Genomic DNA, 20,597 nt, shown 5'->3' on the forward strand with positions numbered 1-20,597 from the left:
GTAGTGGATCTTGCTAAAGATCCTCCAACACCCAAGAAAAAGGGAGCTTTAGCAAGCTCCACTACATTGACACCCCAATTTTCATACCAGACGAAGCACAAGGTTGACGAAGATTCTCGATTCTGTGGTTTTGTCCTCAGCCCTTGGTAGCTCATTTCGCTTAGAATGTCGCTGACAATCCACCGAGTCGCTTCATCTCGCGACTGGCATTCACGCCTCCCTTCTGCTCCGCAACCACTGGACCCGATGCGATGATTCTGGACACTGCCGCGATAACGATTCGATCCCTGTTGATGCTTGCTGCGACCTGCTTGCTAGCTGGAAACTTTGCAACGGCAGACGATTGGCCGCAATGGATGGGCCCGACGCGTGATGGCAATTACAACGAAACGGGAGTGGTCGATTCGATTCCCACCGATGGACTGCCGATCAAATGGCGTGTGCCAGTCGAAGGTGGCTACGCGGGCCCGGCCGTGGTTGGCGACCGCATCTATGTGATGGATTACAAACGCACCAAAGGAAAGCTGGTCGAGGAACCAGGTGCGAAACCGGAACTCGAAGGAACGGAACGACTGCTCTGTCTCGACGCCACCAGCGGTAAACAGATTTGGAAATATGAATATCCATGTAGCTACCGAATCAGTTACCCCGCGGGTCCACGAGCGACACCGACGGTCGTCGACGGGATCGTTGCCATGCTGGGGGCGCAAGGTGACTTGGCGGTCCTGGATGCGGAGAGCGGAACGGTAAAGTGGCATGTCAACTTGCCTAAAAAATTCAACGCTGAAACACCGACTTGGGGATTCGCAGCACATCCGCTGGTGACGGATGACATGGTCGTGACGATGGTGGGTGGCGAGGGACAGGCAGTCGTCGCGTTTGACCGCAACACGGGCGAGGAGAAATGGAAAGCACTGACCAGCACTGATGCAGGCTATTGTCCACCGTCGATCATCCAGGCGGGCGGCACGACTCAATTGATCGCATGGCATCCGCAAGCAGTGGCGTCACTGAATCCGAAAACGGGCGAGACTTATTGGACCGTACCGCTTGTTCCTGATTACGGCATGTCGATCAGCCAACCCCAACGCAGTGGTGAGTACTTGTTTGCCAGCGGAATCAAAGACAAGTCGCTGATGTTGAAACTCGACGCGAACAAACCTGCAGTCAGCGAACTATGGGCAGGTGCCCCCAAAACGTCTTTGAGCGTTTCCACGATGACGCCACTGATTCACGACGGGTTGATGTTTGGAACGGATGAAACGCTAGGCGCGTTGGTTGCCGCAAAGGTCGAAGATGGTGAGCGAATTTGGCAAACTTATGAACCGGTTCGCCCCGGTCACGGTCGACGTCTTAATGCCGGAACCGCCTTCGTCACTCGGCATACGCCCACTGGACACTACTTCTTGTTTGGCGAAGACGGCCATTTTTCGGTCGCTGATATGGACGCCGATGGCTATCATTCGCGAGGGCAAGTGAAAGTGATCGAGCCCACGCAAACCGCCTTCGGACGCAAGGTCGTATGGAGCCATCCGGCCTACGCCAACAAAACGGCTTACGTGCGTAATGACAAAGAATTGGTCGCGATTGATTTGGCCAAGCCTTAACACGGGAACTCACACTCCTCCGTAGTGGATCTTGCTAAAGATCCCGCATGAAGGATCTTTAGCAAGATCCACTACGACAATTTCCCCATTCGGAATCCATTGATGAGATGTATGCGTCGTGCCGCCTTGGCTGCTCTGATTCTCGCTGCTTCCTCGTTTGCAATGTCGCCGTCGGCAACGGCAGCGGACGTCTTTTTGACGCTTGGCGGCGGCTACTCGCCGTCGGGGAACCAAGCGTCGCTCGAACGTAACGTGCTGTTCTTTCAGCGTTTGCTGAAGGATCGTGGTCTCGATGAAAACGAGAACGATATCTACTTTTCCGATGGCGACCATCCTGACGACGACCTGCAAGTGATCGATCGAACTTCGATCCCTAAGGCAAATCAGCTGATGGCCGAGTTTTTCGGTAGCCAACGCGACCTCGGACTGTCGTATCGCAACCATGAAATTGACAACGTCCGTGGTTCCACTTCGCCGAAAAACATCCAAAAGTGGTTTGACGATGTCGGTTCGATGATGGAGAAAGGAGACCGATTGGTGCTGTACGTCACCGCCCACGGCAGCGAAAGCCAAACCCGCGCTCAGCCCTACAATACCTCGATCTCGCTGTGGAACCACACCAAGATCACGGTCAGCGAGTTGTCCAAAATGTTGGACCAGTTGCCCGAAGGCGTCAGTGTGGTGACGATCATGGTGCAATGTCATGCAGGTGGTTTTGCACGACTAGTGTACAACGAAGGGGATCCCGACAAAGGCCGCTCGTCGCAAAAGCGAAGTGGTTTCTTTGCGACCGTTCATGATCGCCCCGCCGCCGGATGTACTCCCGATATCGACGAAGCTTCGTACGTCGAATACAGCACTTATTTCTGGGAAGCGATCGCGGGACGAACGCGACTGAATCAACCGATTGAGATGCCCGACTACAACAACGATGGCGTGGTTTCGTTCGAAGAGGCACACGCTTACACCATCTTGAAAAGCGATACGATCGATTTGCCGATCAAGACCTCAGGGGAATTCCTGGGCGAAGAGAGTGGTTTTCAAGACGATCAACATCCTGATTTGCTGCCGCGTGATGTCGAGTACAGCGAGCTGCTGAAGTTTGCCACCCCGGCGGACCGTGCGGTGCTCGAGGGTTTGTCGGCGCAACTAGAGCTCGAGGGCGAGGATCGCTTGGAGGCGGCGGAACGCAAGAAGGACGAGCGTCGGCCTCGCGGACGCGGTCGATCACGTCCCACCACCACCGACAACAGTGCGTCGCTGCGACGTAAAATCGCCAACGACCTGCGTGGTAAATGGCCGGCACTCGCCAACCCACTCAACCCGATCGGGATTGAGTTGATGACGAATCGCAGCGATGACTTTATCCATGCGATCGAAGCCCATCCCGATTATGCCAAGTACCGCGAGCTCGCCGACGCGAACCAAAACAGCTTGAGCGACCGCGAGAAGTTGGTGAAGTACGAACGGTTTATTCGCACCGCTGAAGATGTGATCCTCAGAGAGAATTTGACTCGGCTAGGTGACGCCAACACTATCGCGGCGTTTGAAGCGATCATCCAAGGCGAGACAGGATCACTTGAACGCTAAGCGAAAGATCTGGAACGCCGAACGTGCCGCTTCACGGAACGTCAACTTGCTTTGGCCTCGTTGTCGTTCGGTGAATGTGATCGGCACTTCGGCCATCACGGCACCGCGGCGATCGAGTAGCACGAGCAGTTCTTCGAGCAACGCGTAGCCGCGGCAATTCCAATCGCCGAGATTCAATTGGCTGAGCGAATCGACGCGATAGCACCGCATCGAGCCACTGCAATCTTTCACCGGCAAACGCAAACAAAGTGTGGCGAACGAATTGACCATGCGGCTCATGATCCGCCGACGTAGCGGCCAACCAACGATATTACCGCCCGCGACATAGCGAGATCCCACGACGACATCGATCTCCGGATTTGCAATCGCACGCTCAAGCAAAGTCGGTAATTGGGCGGGATCATGACTGAGATCGCCATCGAGATTCAAAAAATAGTCATACGAATGCTCGATGGCTTCCGACATCGCACAACGTATCGCACTGCCAAGCCCTCGTTCGTGCTCGCGAACCGTGACCCGTACCTGAGGATCCACGCCAGCCAAATCCATCGCGATCGTCGCGGTGCCGTCAGGCGAGTTGTCGTCGACGATTAACAGGTCCGCCTCCGGTAGCGACGCTCGCAACCGCTCGATCATCGTGGCAATATTCGATGCTTCGTTGTACGTACACACACCAACCAGCACGCGGCAGCGACGATCCTGGGTAGGACTCGATGAAGGGTTAGCGGCTTCGGACAACGGCGATCGAACGGGGCAGAAAGGGACAAATTAGGCAAACAAACATCCCTCGAATCAGAACTTCGGGACCAGTCACCCACGGAATTTTCAACACAGATTGTAGCGCCACTGGTTCAATTTGCGACCCTGCTACGCCGCCGATTCCGAAATTCCGATCGGAGCGATCCAGGAGGGCAACGTACCCGAGGTGTCGGCGATCCCCACCACAAAAGCAGTTTCCTGCTGCGGGCCGCTCGTCACTGGGCGAGCGATCGCGGCAGTCCACGCCAAATGGATGTGATGTCCATCCGTGTTGCCTCGAGCGAGCACTCGATTGATTCGCTGGGCCCGGATCGCAAACACACGGTTCGCCGTCGTTTGCCACAGCCCGCCAATCGGACGCAAAACGTCGAATCGCACTTGGCGGATTCCTGCGTCGACAAACGCATTGCCAAGCGATTCGTAAAACGCTGCCCGCAAGCCAAAACGCTCAGGCAGAATCAAAGCCGGCGTCCGCTGGTCTTGCTGACGAATCCGGATCATCCACTGAGCAATTTGAGAGAGCGACATCATTACGGGCCAAGTTAAACGCAACGAATCAGGTAGGCAGTGTTGCCTTTTTGGCCGACTAGCCGTTTGACGCTAGCCAAGGTTCTCAAATTCAACCGGGACTAGTGACTTATCGATTGAATCAAAATGCAAAATTCAATCGTAATAAGGCACCGGGTAGTGCGTAAAACCCGGCCGCTCACGCGTCGCGGCTCACGGAACCAAAATGGCGAACGAGCTGATCGCCAATGACTTTCGCCGGACGGATTACGCGTCGCTGCCGGTTCGCATTCGCTGCAGCATGCTGTGGAAGTCGACCGAAACTTCGCTTTCGTTACGATCCAAGTAGGTTGATTTTGGCGAGCGAGATAGATCGACGTCTTCTTCGATGACCAACAAATCGCTGTCGTCACGAACGGTTAATCGCAGCGAACCTTCCGAAAGATCCTTGCGGATATAGGTTTCGGGTTCACATGAATCGGCATCGCCTGCGTTGTCGTCTCGATTCAACCGCAGCGTTGCAGGCGATTCTTCGACTTCGTCCGCGATCAGTTCCAGATCCGCCACTTCCTCGTTTTGTGATTCTGCCCACTGCTGGTCGGATGCTTCATGCAGTGCAAAGAAATTCGCGTTGGATGCCATGTCGGCGATTCCAATGATCTCTTGATGTAGCATCGATTCGAAATCATCGCACTGATTGTCCGAGCAATAGGAATCACAAGAATGGGATCCGGCGATGTCAAGCTCAATCGCATTGTCCTGTTTGCATTCAGTCACGGCCGGTTGCGATGCGACGGGCTGGGTTGCTGGAGGCTGGTCCAGAATTGGAGCGGCGGTTTTCGAACTGCCTTTGAGACAGACATCTTCTTCGTCATCAAACTCGCCAAAGATCGCGCTGGGGTCTTTGACCGTGACGCGGCGTTCGGCAAGCTTGTTTACTTTCGAAGCAGGGAACGAGACGAGCGAATGGTATTGAGTTTCGCCCTTGGCCTTGTTCTCGCCTTCGCCTTCGGAAAACATGTCGGCACTAAGCATGTTTTCTCGCACCATCGAAGCGACTAAGTCGTGGCGATCGTCCGACGAATCCGAGTCCGAGGATAGCTCTGCCGAGTTTTCGCAGGCCTCTTCGCAATCCGAATCACACTCATCCGCAGTCAACGCTTCCTCGTCATCGAGGGTGTCGACATCGCCTCGTGAAGCGATGTTAGCCAATGGGTTTGAATCGAGTTCGTCGAGCTCACCAAACTCAACGGGTGACCCGTTTTTCTGTAAATCAGGCGATTCGATCATTGGGCTTGGCAATTGTTGCAACTGAGCCCAGGCGCGATCGATGGTGTGGTCGGTGATCAAGGATTCGTCAGCGGCTTCGGCGATGTCGATCGCTTCGGTCATGATTTGGTTGACCAGACGCGGCACGCCACAGCATGCGTGATGAACGGCCGCAATCGCTTCGTCGGTAATTGTCGAAGCGGGATCGGCACCGCAGCACTGAATGGTTTCAGTGATGTAGTGACGTGTCTCGTCGCCGTTCATGGGGTGCAAGTAACAACGGGCGGCGATACGTTGCGAAAACGGTTCCATCGATGGTGCGGCAAGCGTGTCATCGAGCCGGACTCCGCCCACGACGACAGCGAACACGCGAGGTTGACCACCACTATGGATGTTGGTCGACATGCGGATCGCCTCGAGCACCTCGGCGCTCAGCGCCTGGGACTCGTCCACGATGATCAGCAGTCCTTCGTTGGGTGGATCGTTATCGCAAACACGGTCGACCAGGGCAAGTTGTAGGTCGGCGTCGGCAATATCACGGTAATCGGCACCAAGATGATGCAGCAAGTGACGCAAATAGGCTGACCGAGTATCGATCGGCGTTTCGCCAAGGATCACGACGTCGTGAGTTTCACGATAGCGATCGACCAGCAGCGAACAAAGCAACGACTTGCCTGTGCCCGGAGGTCCGACGACTAGCGAGACGCCTTCGCGGGCATCGACGCTTCGGCACACGCGGGTCATCGCATCGGCGATCGAACCAAGCGGAACGTACCGTGAAACACTTGGGAATGCTGGAAACGGTGGAGTCACGTATTGTTGATCGGGGCGTTGCATGAGTCGAGAGCTTCTTGTTTCGAGGGGGGCGTTGAAGCGTTTGCGTTTTGCTAATACAGCGGCTTTAACAGCTTCTTTGTGACGCACTGCCTGTTTCAACCCTAAAGTCGAAGTGCAGGACAATGCATCTAATCCTTAGGATCGGCATAACCGTTACAAATCCTAAGCCCATTCAGAAGAGAAGTTCGAGAAAGTTGGCGACTGGCTTGCGCTATCGTGTTTGCGGCCTAGTAAAAACTCGCAGTTTCTAAGCCAACACGACGGATGACAGGCTGGAAGCCTATCCCACAATGACAGGCCGGAAGCCTATCCCACATTAGACTTTGTAGTAGCTGCGGTACCAATCGACGAACGCTTTGACACCGGTTTCGATCGACGTTTTGGGCCGGAATCCCACAGCGTCTTCCAATGCATCGACATCGGCATAGGTGGCCGGTACATCCCCAGGTTGCATCGGCATCATGTTCTTGACCGCTTTGATACCAATCGCGTCCTCGATCACTTCGATGAAATGGGCGAGTTCGACTGGTTGATTGTTGCCGATATTGAAGACGCGGTAAGGTGCTTGGCTGGTCGCCGGATCGGGGTTGTCGCTGTCCCACTTCGGATTGGGCTGTGCGATCTGTTCAGACACACGATGCACGCCTTCGACGATGTCGTCGATGTAGGTAAAGTCACGCTGCATCTTGCCGTGATTGAACACGTTGATCGGTTTGCCTTCCAAGATCGCCTTGGTGAACAAGAACAACGCCATATCGGGGCGTCCCCAAGGTCCATAAACCGTAAAGAAACGTAGCCCGGTCGTCGGCAGATTATAGAGATGGCTGTAGGTGTGCGCGGTTAACTCGTTTCCCTTCTTCGTCGCCGCATACAGACTAAGCGGATGGTCGACTCGGTCATGCACCGAAAATGGCATCTGAGTGCAACCGCCATACACGCTGCTACTGCTGGCGTAAGTCAAATGCGGCGTCTTGGCATGACGGCAAGCTTCGAGCACGTTCATGAACGCGACGACATTGCTTGTCACGTAGGCATGAGGGTTCTCGATCGAGTAACGGACACCGGCTTGGGCGGCCAAGTGCACGACACGACTGAAGTCATGTTTGCGAAACACGTCCATAACCGCCTCGGTGTTCGCGAGATCCGATTCGATGGAAGTGAAGTTGTCGAAATCAAGCAACTGAGCAAGCCGGTCACGTTTCAGTTGAACGTCGTAGTAGTCATTGACGATGTCGATACCGACGACGTCGACCCCCTGCTTTAAAAGTCGCAGGGCGAGATGGTAGCCAATGAATCCGGCTGTACCGGTAACAAGGTAAGTGCTCATGAATGGATCGGGTTTACTGATCAAAAGGTGGGCGGGAGGGGGAGAGGCGAAATGGAGCCTAGAGTGGCAGATGATCTCGCGGAGACGTAGCTAACGCCTTGTTGGTTTAGTGAGCCGTGACGCGTCAGCGACCGGGCATGGGCACCACCCGGTGCCTTACGGCCCACGGCTCACCTCTGCGTTTTAATCTTCAACTAAATCAATGGCACGCTAGCGTCGGCTAACGAAATCAGTCGAGCGGCAAATCGTCGATCGTGCTTCAAAATGACAGGCTGGAAGCCTATCCCACATTTCTTTTTGTTTGTTTAGACAGGTTCTTCGGTCATTGCGAAATGATCGCGAACGCCAGGCACGATGCGTGTCACGCTGACTTTGGTTTGACGGAGCTCTTCAATCTCCGCAGCCATTTGAGCGATCAGATCGGCGACTTCTTTGCCGGCGGATTCGCCAATGTTGATCATGAGTGCTTTGCGTGAATTGTCACTGAGTCGATTCTTTTTCATGGTTGCGTTCATTTGAAATAGAGAGAGATTAGAAGAGTGTTTTAACTAGGAGGAAATTCAGGGGGTTACTCTACCGTCACACTTTTTGCCAAGTTTCGCGGTTTATCAACGTCACATCCTCGCAATAACGCGATGTGATACGACAGTAATTGTAACGGAACTACATTCACGATTGGCTGAAGAAATTCGGATACTTGCGGTACCTCAATCACGTCATCGGCAACTGCTCGGACTTGCGGGTCATCTTCACTCGCTAACGCGATCACAGGACCGCCGCGAGCTTTGACCTCTTCCATGTTCGACATCACTTTGTCGTACGTCGTACCACGCGGAATGATGAAAACGCTTGGCGTTTCGTCATCGACTAACGCGATCGGACCATGCTTCATTTCAGCCGCAGGATATCCTTCGGCGTGAATGTAGCTAATTTCTTTTAGCTTGAGCGCCCCTTCGAGCGCGGTTGGGAAATTGTATTGACGCCCCAAGTACAAAACCGTGGATGCGTTTTGATACTTCTTGGCCACATCAAGCACTTGTTCATTACAAGTCAATGCTTGCTGGACGGCGTTGGGCAATTGACGCAGATCTTCGATGATCGCCTTGCCACTTTCGAAACTGAGATGGCGTAAACGACCAAAATACAATGCAAGCATCGCGAGCACACAGCACTGCGACGTGAACGCCTTGGTGCTGGCGACTCCGATCTCGGGGCCGGCGTGCAAGTAGACGCCTCCATCGGCTGCCTGAGCGATCGAGCTGCCGACGACGTTACATACCGCTAATGCGCGGTGGCCTTTTCGTTTCGTTTCTCGCAGCGCCGCCAACGTATCGGCAGTCTCGCCACTTTGAGTAATTCCGAATACCAACGTATTGTTTTCGATGGGCGGATTTCGATACCGCAATTCGCTAGCGTATTCGACGTTCACTGGAATACGGGCGAGGTCTTCGATTAGATATTCGCCCACCAGCGCCGAGTGCCAACTGGTTCCACAACCGGTCAAAATGATGCGTTCGACCGTTCGCAATTGCTGCGGCGTCAGATTCAAACCACCAAAAACGGCGGTCGCGTTTTCTTCGTCCAGGCGGCCTCGCATCGCGTTGCGAAGCGCTTCGGGTTGCTCGTAGATTTCCTTGAGCATGTAGTGGTCGAAACCTTCCAGACTGGCTTCGCCTGAATCGGTCTCCAACGGACGAATATCGACGCGTACTTTGCCTTGATCGCGGTGTAGTACCGAAAATCCCTCAGGGGTTAGCACGGCGATTTGGTGATCGGCCAGATAAACAATCCGGTCCGTACGCCCAACCAATGGTGACGCGTCGCTAGCAACAAAGTACTCGCCTTTGCCAACACCAATCACGAGCGGGCTGCCAAAACGAGCGGCAATCATGAAGTTCGGGTGATCGCGAAACGCGATTGCTAAACCGTAGGTGCCGCGAAGACGCGAGATCGCCCACTGAACCGCAGTCAGATAGCGGATGTTAGGCTGGCCTTCGGTTTCGGGCGTGTTCTTTAGCCCTTCGGCGACGAGATGTGCGATCACTTCGCTATCGGTTGCGGAAGCGAAATGGTAGCCCTTTGCGATCAGCTCGTCTTTGAGAACTTGGAAGTTCTCGATCACACCGTTGTGAACCAAGACCACTTCGCCATCGCCGCCGAGATGGGGGTGAGCGTTTTCAATCGTCGCAGGTCCATGAGTGGCCCAACGGGTATGCCCCAAACCGAGCGTGCCGGCGGGCGGCACGGTACCCAATTGTGAAGCTAGCGCATCGATTCGTCCGACGGAACGGGTGACGCTGAACTTGTCCCCACCAAAGATTGCGACGCCTGCACTGTCGTATCCGCGATATTCAAGCCGACGCAGACCGTCTACCAGAAAGCTACCTGCGTTATCGCTTCCAACGTAACCGACAATTCCACACATACGTTTGCCTATAGGCGAAGGGCAATCCCACACCACTCGGGAATCCGAGTATTTGAGGATGGGATAAATGGACTCGCATGCATTCCGAATTCGCTGACAATGACACGCAAACCCTGTTCAGTTTGCTGAACTTAGTTCAAAAATCTTTTCCAAGTCGACCCTAAGTTCGCAGCGGCGTCGCAAGGATAAATTGAATCGAATTGCCGAACCGAAACGCAGTCTAAAAATAGTTCGGGTGGTCCGAAATGGAAAGTCAAAATGTATCGGTGGGGCAAAAGGTGCCGCTGGCAACCTTTAGGCAGCCACAAGGCAACTTAACACCCCATCATGGTGAAATCAAATGCCCCCATGCTGGTGTCCAGCAAGTTGTCTGAATTGGGTTTCAGCTGGTCGAGGCACGCACGCATTACCGTAGCGAAACTCGCCAAGAGTTTCGGATTGGGGACGTGGGATAGGCTTCTTTTTCGCTACGCGGCCTTGCGAATCGCTGGGGCGGTGGTATCCGCAAACCGCTCCCATTTGCCGTTTTCACTGTAAAACACGATGGTTTCAGGATGGCAGACGCGTCGCAGCATTGAGATCGTGTTTGGGTTTTGCCATCGGTCGGTCGTTACCCCGATCACCACGACATCCACTCGTCCGATCGTGTGGCAGACGCGAATCAAGCCGTTTTCGATCGAATCGGGGAAAATTTGAGGGCTGACCCCTTCAGCGCGTACTCGTTGATGGAACTGCATCAGCGTCACAGGCCCTTCGCCCATCTCGAAAGCATCGATAGCGCAATATCGCAATTTCGTCTCGGGATTGGACGCCTGGACGGTTGCTACGATCGCCAAGGCGCGAGCGCCATCATCGACACCAACTTCCAATAACGAGCTGATTTTCAGTGGCTTGAGCAGTTTGCAGAGCGCGGGTTCAACGCTGCGGCTGCCGAAACCAAGGATCCCTCGGGCGGGTTTCGCGGCTGGGGCTTGGACTGCCGCGGGCTTGGCTGCCGCGGGTTGGGCCACGACCGGTTGGGCGGCTACAGGCTTCACGCGATCACTGCGTTTTGTCTCGCTGCGTTTCGGCGTGCTCGCTGCGGGACTGCGATCCGGTGTTTCACGCTGCGTAGGTGCAGCGGACTCCGCGGCGACGGTGTTTTCGGTGGCTCCGTGGGTTCGACCACAGATTGAATTCCATAGTTTACGCAGTGGCATCGGACGATAGCCTCGTGAAGGATCGAGCGTTCGCGGTTGCAGATGTAACGACTTCTCTTATTGTGTCGGCGAAATTGACCCCACAAGTCGATCTGTGACACAAGAAGTCCGGTTGCACCGATGGTGGGTGAGTTTGCGTCCTAGGGTTTCTGTACTAGCAGCTATCCGCAAATCCTTTTGCCTCACCCGCCTCCTTCGCCGTCAAACTCCATGAAAATCTCGGATCACAATCAAGATATCGGTGAAGCGGACGTCATCGAACTGTGTGAAGAACGGCTGGCATTGTCGGCAAGTCTGCCCAGCGATCTGTTGCTCGAAGCACTCAGCATCGGATTGTCTGACGACCCCCTGGACGCGACGTCGGGCATAAACTCTGACTTATCGTCACAACCGGAGCTCGATAATGCTTCGAAAGTGACGGATACCGATCTTGCGTCACCTAACTTGATCGAACAGGCAGCGGAAATTCGCAACATCGCAGCCCCAGGCACTAGCCCACTCAACGGCAGCGGTCAAACCGTCGCCGTGATTGATAGCGGTGTCGCTTGGGACCACGTCGCCCTTGGTGGTGGCTTTGGTCCCGGATACCGCGTCGTCGGTGGCTGGGATTTTGCCGAAAACGATGCCAACCCTTACGACGACGGACCAGCCGGTTTCCACGGAACGCATGTCGCTGGACTGCTGGCCGGTCAATCGGACTCGTTTTCAGGGGTTGCCCCCGGCGCGGATATCGTCGCGCTGCGTGTCTTTGACGATGCCGGAATGGGCCAACTGAACTGGATCGAAGACTCGCTCAAATGGGTACACGAAAATCGAAACGCTTTTGAGTCGCCCATCACGACCGTCAACTTGTCCGTCGGAGCGGCTCTAAACGCGGATAACCTTGCCGACGCGATGTCGATCCTCGAAGACGACTTACAACTGCTTCGCGAAGACGGCATTCTGGTGTTTGCCGCCGCTGGAAACTTCTTCGGTAACTCGGTCACCGATACAAGTTTGATGTACCCGGCGTCGAGTGACGCGGTGGTCGCCGTGGGCTCGGTCAACGATCTTGGCGAACTCAGTTCGTTCTCACAGCGGGATGATGGTTTACTAGCGACCAGCGGCGAATCGGTCCGTAGCTCGGTTCCCGATCACGTTTATGGCTGGGACGGTAATGTCAACGATTTTGCGTCGCTGAACGGAACCAGCATGGCGACGCCACAAATCGCAGCGGCATCCATGCTGGTGCGTCAATCGATGATCGACGAAGGCGTCGAGCCGACTCCGGATGCCATTATGGCGAGATTGCGAGACTCGACAATAACACGAATCGACTCAGAAACCGGGGCGTCGTACAACGTCATCGATTTGCAAGCTGCGATCAATGCCGCCGCAACCGATCCGACGGACTCTGTCGAACCGGACGATACAGCGGAGCAAGGAGAGCAAACCGAGCTCAACATTACTCACTTCACTGGGACGAGTGACAACGAATCGTTCGTGCTTGACCTGACCAATGGAATCGAACTTCGCAGTGGCGGGAACGTCTATCGCTTTGATGCGACTGACTCGTTGACAACGCCGATTGTGATTGATGTCGGCGCGGGGGCGGATTCATTGCACATCATTGGTTCGGCCGAAGCCGAGCGATTGGTGATGCATCCGTCCACCAGTAGCGAAGCGAGCCGATTGTCGACGAACACCTTTGAAATCGAATTTCGTGGCGTCGAGTCGGTCGTGTTCGATGGTGGCGGCGGATCGGACCGCGCGACGCTGTATGATTCCAGCGGCGACGACACGCTTCGATCGGGGCCTGGCAAAACGGTGCTATCAGGAGTCGGCTTTCAATTCGAGGTCAACCAGGTTTCGCGAATCTATGTCCACGCCACGGGTGGTGGCGAAGACCAGGCGTTTTTGAACGACTCGGTTGGCGACGATACGCTCGCCGTCCGGCCTCAATTCACTAGCCTTCGCGGCGAAACGTCGTTCCAAGCCGCCTACGGTTTCGAGCGCGTTTATGCCTACGCCACCGCAGGGGGCAACAACACCGCAACGTTGTACGACTCCGATGGCGACGACACGATGAGTGTCTCGTCGAGCCGATCGATCATCAGCGGGCCTGGTTACCAAGTTAGTGCACGGGGTTTTGACTCGGTCGAGGCTTATGCCAGCGGCGCGGGGCACGACACCGTGAACATTTATGCCGATGACGTTAACAGCCAATGGGATCAGACGAGTGATCGGTTGCAATGGACGGGCAGCGACGGAGCGACTCGGATCGCACGCGGATTCGAGCGGATGCAGGCATTCGAGCAATACGAACCGATCGCGATTGCCCCTCAATCGCTGAACTTTGCCTCGATGATCGCCAGCGACGACGCTGCCGAACGACTTCGCCGCGAACGTCTCGCCTCGCAAGCCGTATTCGAGTGGCTCGGCTCAAAAAAGGTGTCGGACACCTTTTCGGGGGAATAGGAAGGTTGGGTTGAGTGAGTATCAGGGAGCTGGGATAGGGCGAAAATTCGCTGGGCGTTGACAGTTTCGCGTTTACAGTTGACAGTAAACGTAGTAATTCTGCTCCCCTTCCATCTGCTTTCTCACGCCCAAAATGTCTCAATCTCAATCGTCTACGGGAAAATCGTCCACCCCTCGGACTATGCTCGACAAAATCTGGGACGAGCACGTCGTCTATCAAAATGAATCGGGTCCTGCGATCCTGTACGTCGATTTGCACCTGGTTCACGAGGTCACGAGCCCGCAAGCCTTCGAGGGGCTGCGTTTGGCGAATCGCCCGATTCGACGCCCCGAGCGAACAATCGCGACGCCCGACCATAACGTCCCTACCAGCGACCGTAGTTTGCCGATCGCCGACCCGATCAGCCGCAAACAGATCGAAACGCTGCGAGAAAACTGCAAAGAATTCGGCGTCACGCTATTTGACATCGACGATGTTCGCCAAGGAATTGTGCACGTCATCGGCCCCGAAAACGGCTACACCCAACCCGGCATGACGATCGTGTGCGGCGACAGCCACACCGCGACTCACGGTGCGTTCGGCGCTTTGGCGTTCGGAATCGGTACCAGCGAAGTCGAACACGTGATGGCGACGCAAACTTTGTTGCAATTCAAACCCAAGACGTTTGAACTCCGCGTGGACGGTGCGCTCTCGCGAGGCGTGACCGCCAAGGACATGATCCTGTATTTGATCGGCCAGATCGGCACCGCAGGCGGCACCGGCTATGTGCTGGAGTTCACCGGCGATTGCGTTCGCAATCTGACGATGGAAGAACGGATGACCGTGTGCAACATGTCGATCGAAGCGGGAGCTCGCGCCGGCATGATCGCTCCGGACCAAGTCACCTTCGATTACTTGCGAGGTCTACCCGAAGTCCCCACCGACTTCGATGCTGCCGTCGCTCGCTGGAAATTGTTGCCCACCGACGCCGGTGCGACCTACGACCGCTCGAACGTCTACCAAGGCAAAGACATCGAACCGCAGGTCACTTGGGGGACCAACCCCGGCCAAGTGCTCAGCGTCAGTGCATCGGTTCCCGATCCGGCCGACTTCTCCGATGCAACGGAGCAGAAATCGACGGCTCAAGCACTCGAGTACATGGGATTGACCGCCAAAACCAAGATCCAAGATGTCTCGCTTGATCGAGTCTTCATTGGATCGTGCACCAACGCCCGTATCGAAGATTTGCGAGCGGCAGCTGAAGTGGTCAAAGGCCATCACGTTTCCAGCAACGTTGACGCAATGGTGGTACCCGGCAGCGGCCAAGTCAAATTGCAGGCCGAAAAGGAAGGTCTCGACAAGATTTTCAAGGAAGCGGGATTCGATTGGCGTGAAGCGGGTTGCAGCATGTGCTTGGCAATGAACCCCGACAAACTAGAGCCAGGTGAACGATGTGCGAGCACGAGCAATCGCAACTTTGAAGGTCGGCAGGGCAAAGGAGGCCGAACGCATTTGGTCAGCCCCGCGATGGCCGCCGCCGCCGCGATCGCCGGACGTTTTACAGACATCCGCGAGTGGGACTTCAAGTCGGTTTAGACTTTCTCCTGCTACTGATCGCACCGTCACTTCAAGAACAAGAAAAACTTCACCCCCGCTTTTGATTCCCGACCTCACTCATGCAAAACTTTACCACACACACCGGAAAAGCCGTTACGCTGGACCGCGCCAACGTCGACACCGATCAAATCATTCCCAAGCAGTTCCTGAAACGGATCGAGCGAACGGGGTTTGGCCAGTTCTTGTTCTTCGATTGGCGTTTCCTCGATGATGGCACCACGCCGAACCCTGAGTTTGAACTTAACAAGCCGGAAGCCCAGGGGGCTTCGGTCCTGCTGGCACGCCAAAACTTCGGCAGCGGCAGCAGTCGTGAACATGCCGTCTGGGCATTAGACGATTACGGTTTTCGTGCAGTGCTCGCTCCTTCGTTTGCCGACATCTTTTTCAACAACTGCTTTAAAAACGGCATGTTGCCGATTGCGTTGCCGGAAGCCGACATCGACGAACTGTTCAAGCGTGCAGCCGAGAATCCCGACTACGAGCTGACGGTCGACTTGGAAAAACAAGTCGTGTCCGACAAGCTTGGGTTTCAGCGAAGCTTTGAAGTCGACGCGACCCGTCGCCACAACATGCTGAACGGGTTGGACGATATTGCGTTGACGCTTCAGCACGAAGACAAGATCTCGACTTACGAAGCCGCTCGCACCTGGTAGAGCGGGCGGTAGCGAAAAATCGTTAAGAGCTTCGTTTTCCTGCTTTAGTTGCATCCGTTTTAGCGTCGGCTCACACGGACAGACCGAACGTAAGTTTTCGTCGCCCAATAGCCACGAAAAAAGCCCAACGGACTCGTCCCAGCTGGGTCGGCAAACTTGAAATGCGATGCGGGTCGCTAAGCTCAAGTTCGCCCCGGGACGTTCACGTCGGGCTTTTTGCTCAAATTACTTAGAGCAAACTCTGTCTGGCCGTGTTCTAACGGCGAGCGGAACTGTCCGCTTGAGCTGCGATTTGCAAGTGTCCGAACAACGTTTGCTCACGACGCACGATATAGAACTTTGCTTTGGGACCGCGTTGCATGTCGGGATGCTCGAGGATACCGGCCAAGTCGGCCATGTTCGAGGTTTGCCAGCCATGAATGCCTAGCAATACGTCGCCCGTGGTGATCCCTTGTTGGTCCGCAGGCGATCCGGGACGAACGCCCGCAATGTACAAACCACCGCGGTACTTCGTCCGCATCCGTGTGTTCAGGCGGCGAATTGTTGATTCCGCAACCGGACGCACTTGAATGCCAATTCGCGACCACGCCAAATCTTCGGTTGTCGAAGCTGCCGACGCAGGCGGTTGCTCGGTACGCATCGCCAAGTCGATTTGTTGTCCGCCTCGCTCCACTGCAAACTCAAGTTGATCACCGGGGCTGGCGTTCAACATCGCCAAAGCAAAATCAAGTCGGTCATCCACTGGCTGAGAACCAACGCGGACCACGCGGTCACCCGGCTTCAGCCCATCCCGTGCGGCGGGGCTGCTAGCGGAGACATTGGCGACAGTCACGCCGTCACCGTCGCGGGGTCCGCCGTTTGTTCGCAGACCTGTTAATAAACGCTTCTCATTATGCTCGTTGATCATCTCGGTCACGATATCGACCACTTGATCCATCGGGATGGCAAACGCGATCTGCTGAGCTCCGACGCGAACGGCGACGTTGACTCCGATCATGTCTCCATCAATGTTCAATAGCGGGCCACCCGAGTTTCCGGGGTTGATCCCGGCACTGATTTGAATCAAATCGTGATACTCTTGTGACTCATTCACAGGTACATCGCGATGCAACGCACTGACAATACCTTGCGTGCTGGTGTGGACGTATCCAAATGCATTGCCAATCGCAATCACACTCTCGCCGACCATCAAATCGCTGCTGGTTCCGCGTGGGATCGTCGGCAATGGATGGTCCACGTTGACTTTGATCAAGGCCAAGTCGTTGCGAACGCGAGCCGCAATCAGTTCTGCGGTCGTGGTCTGGCCATCGTCGAGCGTGACCAAAATGTCGTCGACATCTTCGACAACGTGAAAGTTTGTGATCACGTAACCGCGAGGATCGATGACCACCCCGGTTCCCATTCCATTGACTTGACGGAACGAATCAGGCCCGTTGGCTCCGGCCATTCCGGCTGCGGTTGCACGCACGGTCTTTTGACCATGAATGTTCACCACAGCAGGTGCGGCGCGGCGAATCGCCAGAACCGTTGGCGTTTGCCGAGCACTGGAAATGTGAGAGCGGTCGCTGCTTTTGTCCGAATCACTCGGCGTTTGAGCTGGCAGCGACAGCGTCGAAGTAGCCAGCGAAAAGGCAAAGCTGGCAAACATCAAGCGGCCGACAGCCGGACAACGTAGGGTTGTTGGTAGCATATATCCCTAGACCCGAATCTTTCGGATGCACGATCATCAGCGGACTCCACAACGCCCGCTGCCCAAACACCGGTATCACCGGTATGGCTGTTTGCATCGGAACAATCCGCTCATTCGCTTGTGCGTTTTGAACGCGCGCCGCAAGGTTTACCAGGCTTAACATCTGGAAAGAGAAACGGGGCCTTCCCCGATCCGAAGCTGCGGAAGAGTGAGCGATTCTCCATAGAAAGCTCGAGTTTTTCGAGCATTCGCAACCAAGTGGTGGGCCTCATCGCTAGCCGAAAGGTGCAGTCAAACTGGGGACTGCTTAGTGCGTGCCACCCCCAAAGACGGGGCGAGTTGGCATAGGGTGGAATCGCGGCCATGGAATCTCGGGAGCTTTGATCGAGCCATCTTGTTCGACCGACGAATCAAAGGGGGCGACCGCGAGTGCTCCGCCGTCAAAACCCTGCTCGATCGGGAAGCCCGAGTCGTCGATGGGTACGGCGTTTCCCGGTACGCCTTGCTGGCAATTGGGATCGAACTCGCCTGAATTCGTAAACTCCGCAGTGGATTCGATCCCCACGGGGTCTGAGAAGGCATGGTGCCACTTGGTTGCGATTCGCTTGGAACGATTTTGTTTCCAATCGCCAAGCACGCCGCCGCCGTCCTCAGGATCCGCCAGTCGTTCGCTGGGGATATTCAGTGCCACACAGCCAACTTGGATTGAAATCAATCCGAGGCCGAGCACGAGAAAGAGTGTTTTTGTGAATGCAAATCGCAACATGGTCAACGGGCGATCGTTTGTATTGCTGATTGTGTCTGACTCACTCTTTCAAAACGTGCTGCCTGGGTTTGTGGATTATCCCAGGCGTCAACGAATACAAGATTGAGAGTCAGGCGACAAACATCGCAACCGACCGCATATTTCGAGGAATCCCCCCTCGAAGTCTTCTAGCTACCTTTATCATGATCGGGTCTTGAGAAGGCGATCTTTAATAAATACCGCTAAATCGCAAAGGTTGCCGTAGCTTACCTAAACTCGCCGCATGGATGCCCCAGGCGTGAATCAAGTTCGTTAGATTAGTGACTATTGAGATAGGAGTTCCCACCTCAATCCGCCCCCACCCTCCTCCTTTTTTCCCAGGAAATAAACATCGTGACGCGTCGCGTATTACTTTTGACTCTGTTGTTTGGCTTTCTAACTGCAGGACACACCATGAGTTCACTTTCGCCATCGACTGCTGCCGGGCCTGGCGACAACACAGTCATCAGCGTTTGGATTGGAACGAGCAATGCAAAGCCTAGCAAAGGCATCTACCACTGCACGTTGAATACTCAAAACGGCAAACTGTCGGATCCGACGTTGGCGGCTGAGATGGGCGGTCCCGGGTTTCTCGCCATGCATCCCAATGGCGAGGTGTTGTACGCCGTCGGCGACGTTAATGGAACTGCATCCGTCGCGGCCTACAAAATCCAAGGCAGTGGCAAAGACGCGAAGTTGACGCTGCTAAACTCAGTAGCCATCGATGACGGGGGCGCCGCTCACGTCTCGGTCGATTCCAAAGGCAAGATGCTGATGACGGCTCAATACGGCAGCGGATCGGTCGCCGCATTTTCGCTCAATACCGATGGTTCGGTCAACAAACGCACCTCGCTGATGAAGCACGAAGGCGGATCACGCATCGTGCCTGGTCGCCAAGAAGCACCGCATGCCCACTGGGCCGGTTTCTCGCCCGATGAGCGATTTGCCTTTGTCCCCGACCTCGGACTCGACAAGGTGATGATTTACAAAGTCGACACAGACTCCGCCACGCTGACCCCACACGGTTTTGGCCAAGCTCCACTGGGGGGCGGACCGCGGCACTTGAAATTTCACCCCAATGGCAAGTGGATCTTCTTGCTAAACGAACTCGATCTCAGCGTCACCGTGTTCGATTACGATGCTGAAAAAGGAACGATGACGCCCAAGCAAACGATTCCGACTGTTTCCAAATCCGAGCTTGCGAAAGAACTTTTCAAAAGTGCTTCGGAAATTCGCGTCCATCCTAACGGCAAGTTTGTCTACAGCGCCAACCGCGGTCACGACACGATCACCGTCTTTAAAGTAGATCCCGAAAGCGGGGAACTTTCGGTGGTCGAACTTGAACACGTTCGGGGTGCGACGCCACGCAACTTTAACCTCGACCCAAGTGCCCGCTGGTTGTTGGCGGCTGGACAAAACTCGCACACGCTGGCCTCGTTCGCCGTCAACCAAAAGACCGGCGAATTGACGTTTAACCAGAATGTGGTGTTTGCTCCTTCGGCGATTTGTGTGTTGATGCAGCACGAGTAAGCCTCGTCGCCCAAATGGTTTTAAACGGAAACGCCAATGGGATTTCTTCCCTTTGGCGTTTTTTTAGCGCCGTGTAGCGTCAAGTTTTGAAATTGCGTTTTGTAGCTACGCTCGCCAGAGCGTGGATGGTTGCCGGTTCGCCCGTAGTGATTTTTGGTTGCGTTGGTTTACTGCCACCTCTCCACCAACGTCGTGAGGCAGCTGATTTGGTATGACATTGCGCTGTAATGTTAGCCGTTTGGGCGCTAGCCCCGGTTCCGGTGCACACTTTTGCAGAGGCGTTTTGTTGGACAACAGAACGGTGGCTAGCGCCAAAACCGCTAACAATCACGTCAGCCTCAACGGGAAGCCAGCAGACGGGTACCG

Annotated in this window: 15 protein-coding genes; 6 read left to right on the top strand and 9 right to left on the bottom strand. The window is 55.1% G+C overall.

Features of this window, described 5'->3' with window-relative positions:
* The first annotated feature begins 251 nt into the window (after positions 1-251).
* On the top strand, positions 252-1,607 hold the full coding sequence (locus tag SH528x_RS03280; RefSeq protein ID WP_442509106.1) for a PQQ-binding-like beta-propeller repeat protein: 1,356 nt from the start codon (positions 252-254) through the stop codon (positions 1,605-1,607).
* A 102-nt stretch (positions 1,608-1,709) separates the two neighbouring features.
* Positions 1,710-3,197, top strand: coding sequence for a hypothetical protein (locus SH528x_RS03285; protein ID WP_442509107.1), 1,488 nt, complete (start codon positions 1,710-1,712; stop codon positions 3,195-3,197).
* On the opposite strand, the gene SH528x_RS03290 is transcribed toward SH528x_RS03285, so the two are convergent.
* The 7 genes from SH528x_RS03290 to SH528x_RS03320 form a co-directional block, all read right to left on the bottom strand.
* On the bottom strand, positions 3,183-3,935 hold the full coding sequence (locus SH528x_RS03290) for a polyprenol monophosphomannose synthase (RefSeq protein ID WP_442509108.1): 753 nt from the start codon (positions 3,933-3,935) through the stop codon (positions 3,183-3,185). The two genes, SH528x_RS03285 and SH528x_RS03290, sit on opposite strands and share 15 nt — an antisense overlap.
* A 129-nt stretch (positions 3,936-4,064) precedes the next feature.
* The gene (locus tag SH528x_RS03295) at positions 4,065-4,487 is read right to left on the bottom strand and encodes a hypothetical protein (RefSeq protein WP_442509109.1); all 423 of its coding nucleotides are present in this window, start codon (positions 4,485-4,487) and stop codon (positions 4,065-4,067) included.
* Positions 4,488-4,730: 243 nt separating this feature from the next.
* Positions 4,731-6,569 (bottom strand): ExeA family protein, encoded by a 1,839-nt coding sequence (locus tag SH528x_RS03300; protein ID WP_442509110.1) that lies wholly within the window; start codon positions 6,567-6,569, stop codon positions 4,731-4,733.
* A gap of 316 nt (positions 6,570-6,885) precedes the next feature.
* On the bottom strand, positions 6,886-7,896 hold the full coding sequence (locus SH528x_RS03305) for an NAD-dependent epimerase (protein ID WP_442509111.1): 1,011 nt from the start codon (positions 7,894-7,896) through the stop codon (positions 6,886-6,888).
* Between the two features lie 305 nt (positions 7,897-8,201).
* Positions 8,202-8,399 carry a hypothetical protein gene (locus tag SH528x_RS03310; RefSeq protein WP_442509112.1) on the bottom strand — a complete coding sequence of 66 codons (198 nt, stop codon included), beginning with the start codon at positions 8,397-8,399 and terminating at the stop codon, positions 8,202-8,204.
* Between the two features lie 65 nt (positions 8,400-8,464).
* A complete protein-coding gene (glmS, locus tag SH528x_RS03315; protein ID WP_442509113.1) occupies positions 8,465-10,321 on the bottom strand; it encodes a glutamine--fructose-6-phosphate transaminase (isomerizing) in 1,857 nt (618 codons plus the stop codon).
* A gap of 467 nt (positions 10,322-10,788) precedes the next feature.
* Positions 10,789-11,520 carry a hypothetical protein gene (locus tag SH528x_RS03320; protein WP_442509114.1) on the bottom strand — a complete coding sequence of 244 codons (732 nt, stop codon included), beginning with the start codon at positions 11,518-11,520 and terminating at the stop codon, positions 10,789-10,791.
* Between the two features lie 210 nt (positions 11,521-11,730).
* Here SH528x_RS03320 and SH528x_RS03325 point away from each other — a divergent pair, with 210 nt between their 5' ends.
* The 3 genes from SH528x_RS03325 (at position 11,731) to leuD (ending at position 16,227) form a co-directional block, all read left to right on the top strand.
* Positions 11,731-13,977 carry a S8 family peptidase gene (locus SH528x_RS03325; RefSeq protein ID WP_442509115.1) on the top strand — a complete coding sequence of 749 codons (2,247 nt, stop codon included), beginning with the start codon at positions 11,731-11,733 and terminating at the stop codon, positions 13,975-13,977.
* A gap of 133 nt (positions 13,978-14,110) precedes the next feature.
* Positions 14,111-15,553: a 3-isopropylmalate dehydratase large subunit gene (gene leuC / locus SH528x_RS03330; RefSeq protein ID WP_442509116.1), complete on the top strand. Its 1,443-nt coding sequence runs from the start codon at positions 14,111-14,113 to the stop codon at positions 15,551-15,553.
* An 80-nt stretch (positions 15,554-15,633) separates the two neighbouring features.
* Complete coding sequence (leuD, locus tag SH528x_RS03335) at positions 15,634-16,227, top strand: 3-isopropylmalate dehydratase small subunit (protein WP_442509117.1); 594 nt, start codon at positions 15,634-15,636, stop codon at positions 16,225-16,227.
* Positions 16,228-16,483: 256 nt separating this feature from the next.
* Here the strand turns inward: leuD and SH528x_RS03340 are convergent, their stop codons facing one another.
* Together SH528x_RS03340 and SH528x_RS03345 are read right to left on the bottom strand one after the other, a co-directional pair.
* Entirely contained in the window at positions 16,484-17,917 is a 1,434-nt protein-coding gene (locus SH528x_RS03340; RefSeq protein ID WP_442509118.1) for a trypsin-like peptidase domain-containing protein, read from the bottom strand.
* A 307-nt stretch (positions 17,918-18,224) separates the two neighbouring features.
* Positions 18,225-18,683 (bottom strand): hypothetical protein, encoded by a 459-nt coding sequence (locus SH528x_RS03345; RefSeq protein WP_442509119.1) that lies wholly within the window; start codon positions 18,681-18,683, stop codon positions 18,225-18,227.
* A gap of 432 nt (positions 18,684-19,115) precedes the next feature.
* On the opposite strand from SH528x_RS03345, the gene SH528x_RS03350 reads away from it, so the two are divergent.
* Positions 19,116-20,231, top strand: coding sequence for a lactonase family protein (locus SH528x_RS03350; RefSeq protein ID WP_442509120.1), 1,116 nt, complete (start codon positions 19,116-19,118; stop codon positions 20,229-20,231).
* Positions 20,232-20,597: the final 366 nt, after the last annotated feature.

Origin of the sequence: Novipirellula methanifontis (assembly GCF_052161655.1) — a bacterium.
Classification (GTDB): domain Bacteria; phylum Planctomycetota; class Planctomycetia; order Pirellulales; family Pirellulaceae; genus Novipirellula.

Coding starts and splice junctions, on each gene's coding strand:
- SH528x_RS03325 (WP_442509115.1), top strand. CDS start 11,731: ATGAAAATCTCGGATCACAATCAAGATATCGGTGAAGCGGACGTCATC.
- SH528x_RS03345 (WP_442509119.1), bottom strand. CDS start 18,683: ATGTTGCGATTTGCATTCACAAAAACACTCTTTCTCGTGCTCGGCCTC.
- SH528x_RS03350 (WP_442509120.1), top strand. CDS start 19,116: ATGAGTTCACTTTCGCCATCGACTGCTGCCGGGCCTGGCGACAACACA.
- SH528x_RS03305 (WP_442509111.1), bottom strand. CDS start 7,896: ATGAGCACTTACCTTGTTACCGGTACAGCCGGATTCATTGGCTACCAT.
- SH528x_RS03310 (WP_442509112.1), bottom strand. CDS start 8,399: ATGAAAAAGAATCGACTCAGTGACAATTCACGCAAAGCACTCATGATC.
- glmS (WP_442509113.1), bottom strand. CDS start 10,321: ATGTGTGGAATTGTCGGTTACGTTGGAAGCGATAACGCAGGTAGCTTT.
- leuC (WP_442509116.1), top strand. CDS start 14,111: ATGTCTCAATCTCAATCGTCTACGGGAAAATCGTCCACCCCTCGGACT.
- leuD (WP_442509117.1), top strand. CDS start 15,634: ATGCAAAACTTTACCACACACACCGGAAAAGCCGTTACGCTGGACCGC.
- SH528x_RS03300 (WP_442509110.1), bottom strand. CDS start 6,569: ATGCAACGCCCCGATCAACAATACGTGACTCCACCGTTTCCAGCATTC.
- SH528x_RS03280 (WP_442509106.1), top strand. CDS start 252: ATGATTCTGGACACTGCCGCGATAACGATTCGATCCCTGTTGATGCTT.
- SH528x_RS03340 (WP_442509118.1), bottom strand. CDS start 17,917: ATGCTACCAACAACCCTACGTTGTCCGGCTGTCGGCCGCTTGATGTTT.
- SH528x_RS03295 (WP_442509109.1), bottom strand. CDS start 4,487: ATGATGTCGCTCTCTCAAATTGCTCAGTGGATGATCCGGATTCGTCAG.
- SH528x_RS03320 (WP_442509114.1), bottom strand. CDS start 11,520: ATGCCACTGCGTAAACTATGGAATTCAATCTGTGGTCGAACCCACGGA.
- SH528x_RS03285 (WP_442509107.1), top strand. CDS start 1,710: ATGAGATGTATGCGTCGTGCCGCCTTGGCTGCTCTGATTCTCGCTGCT.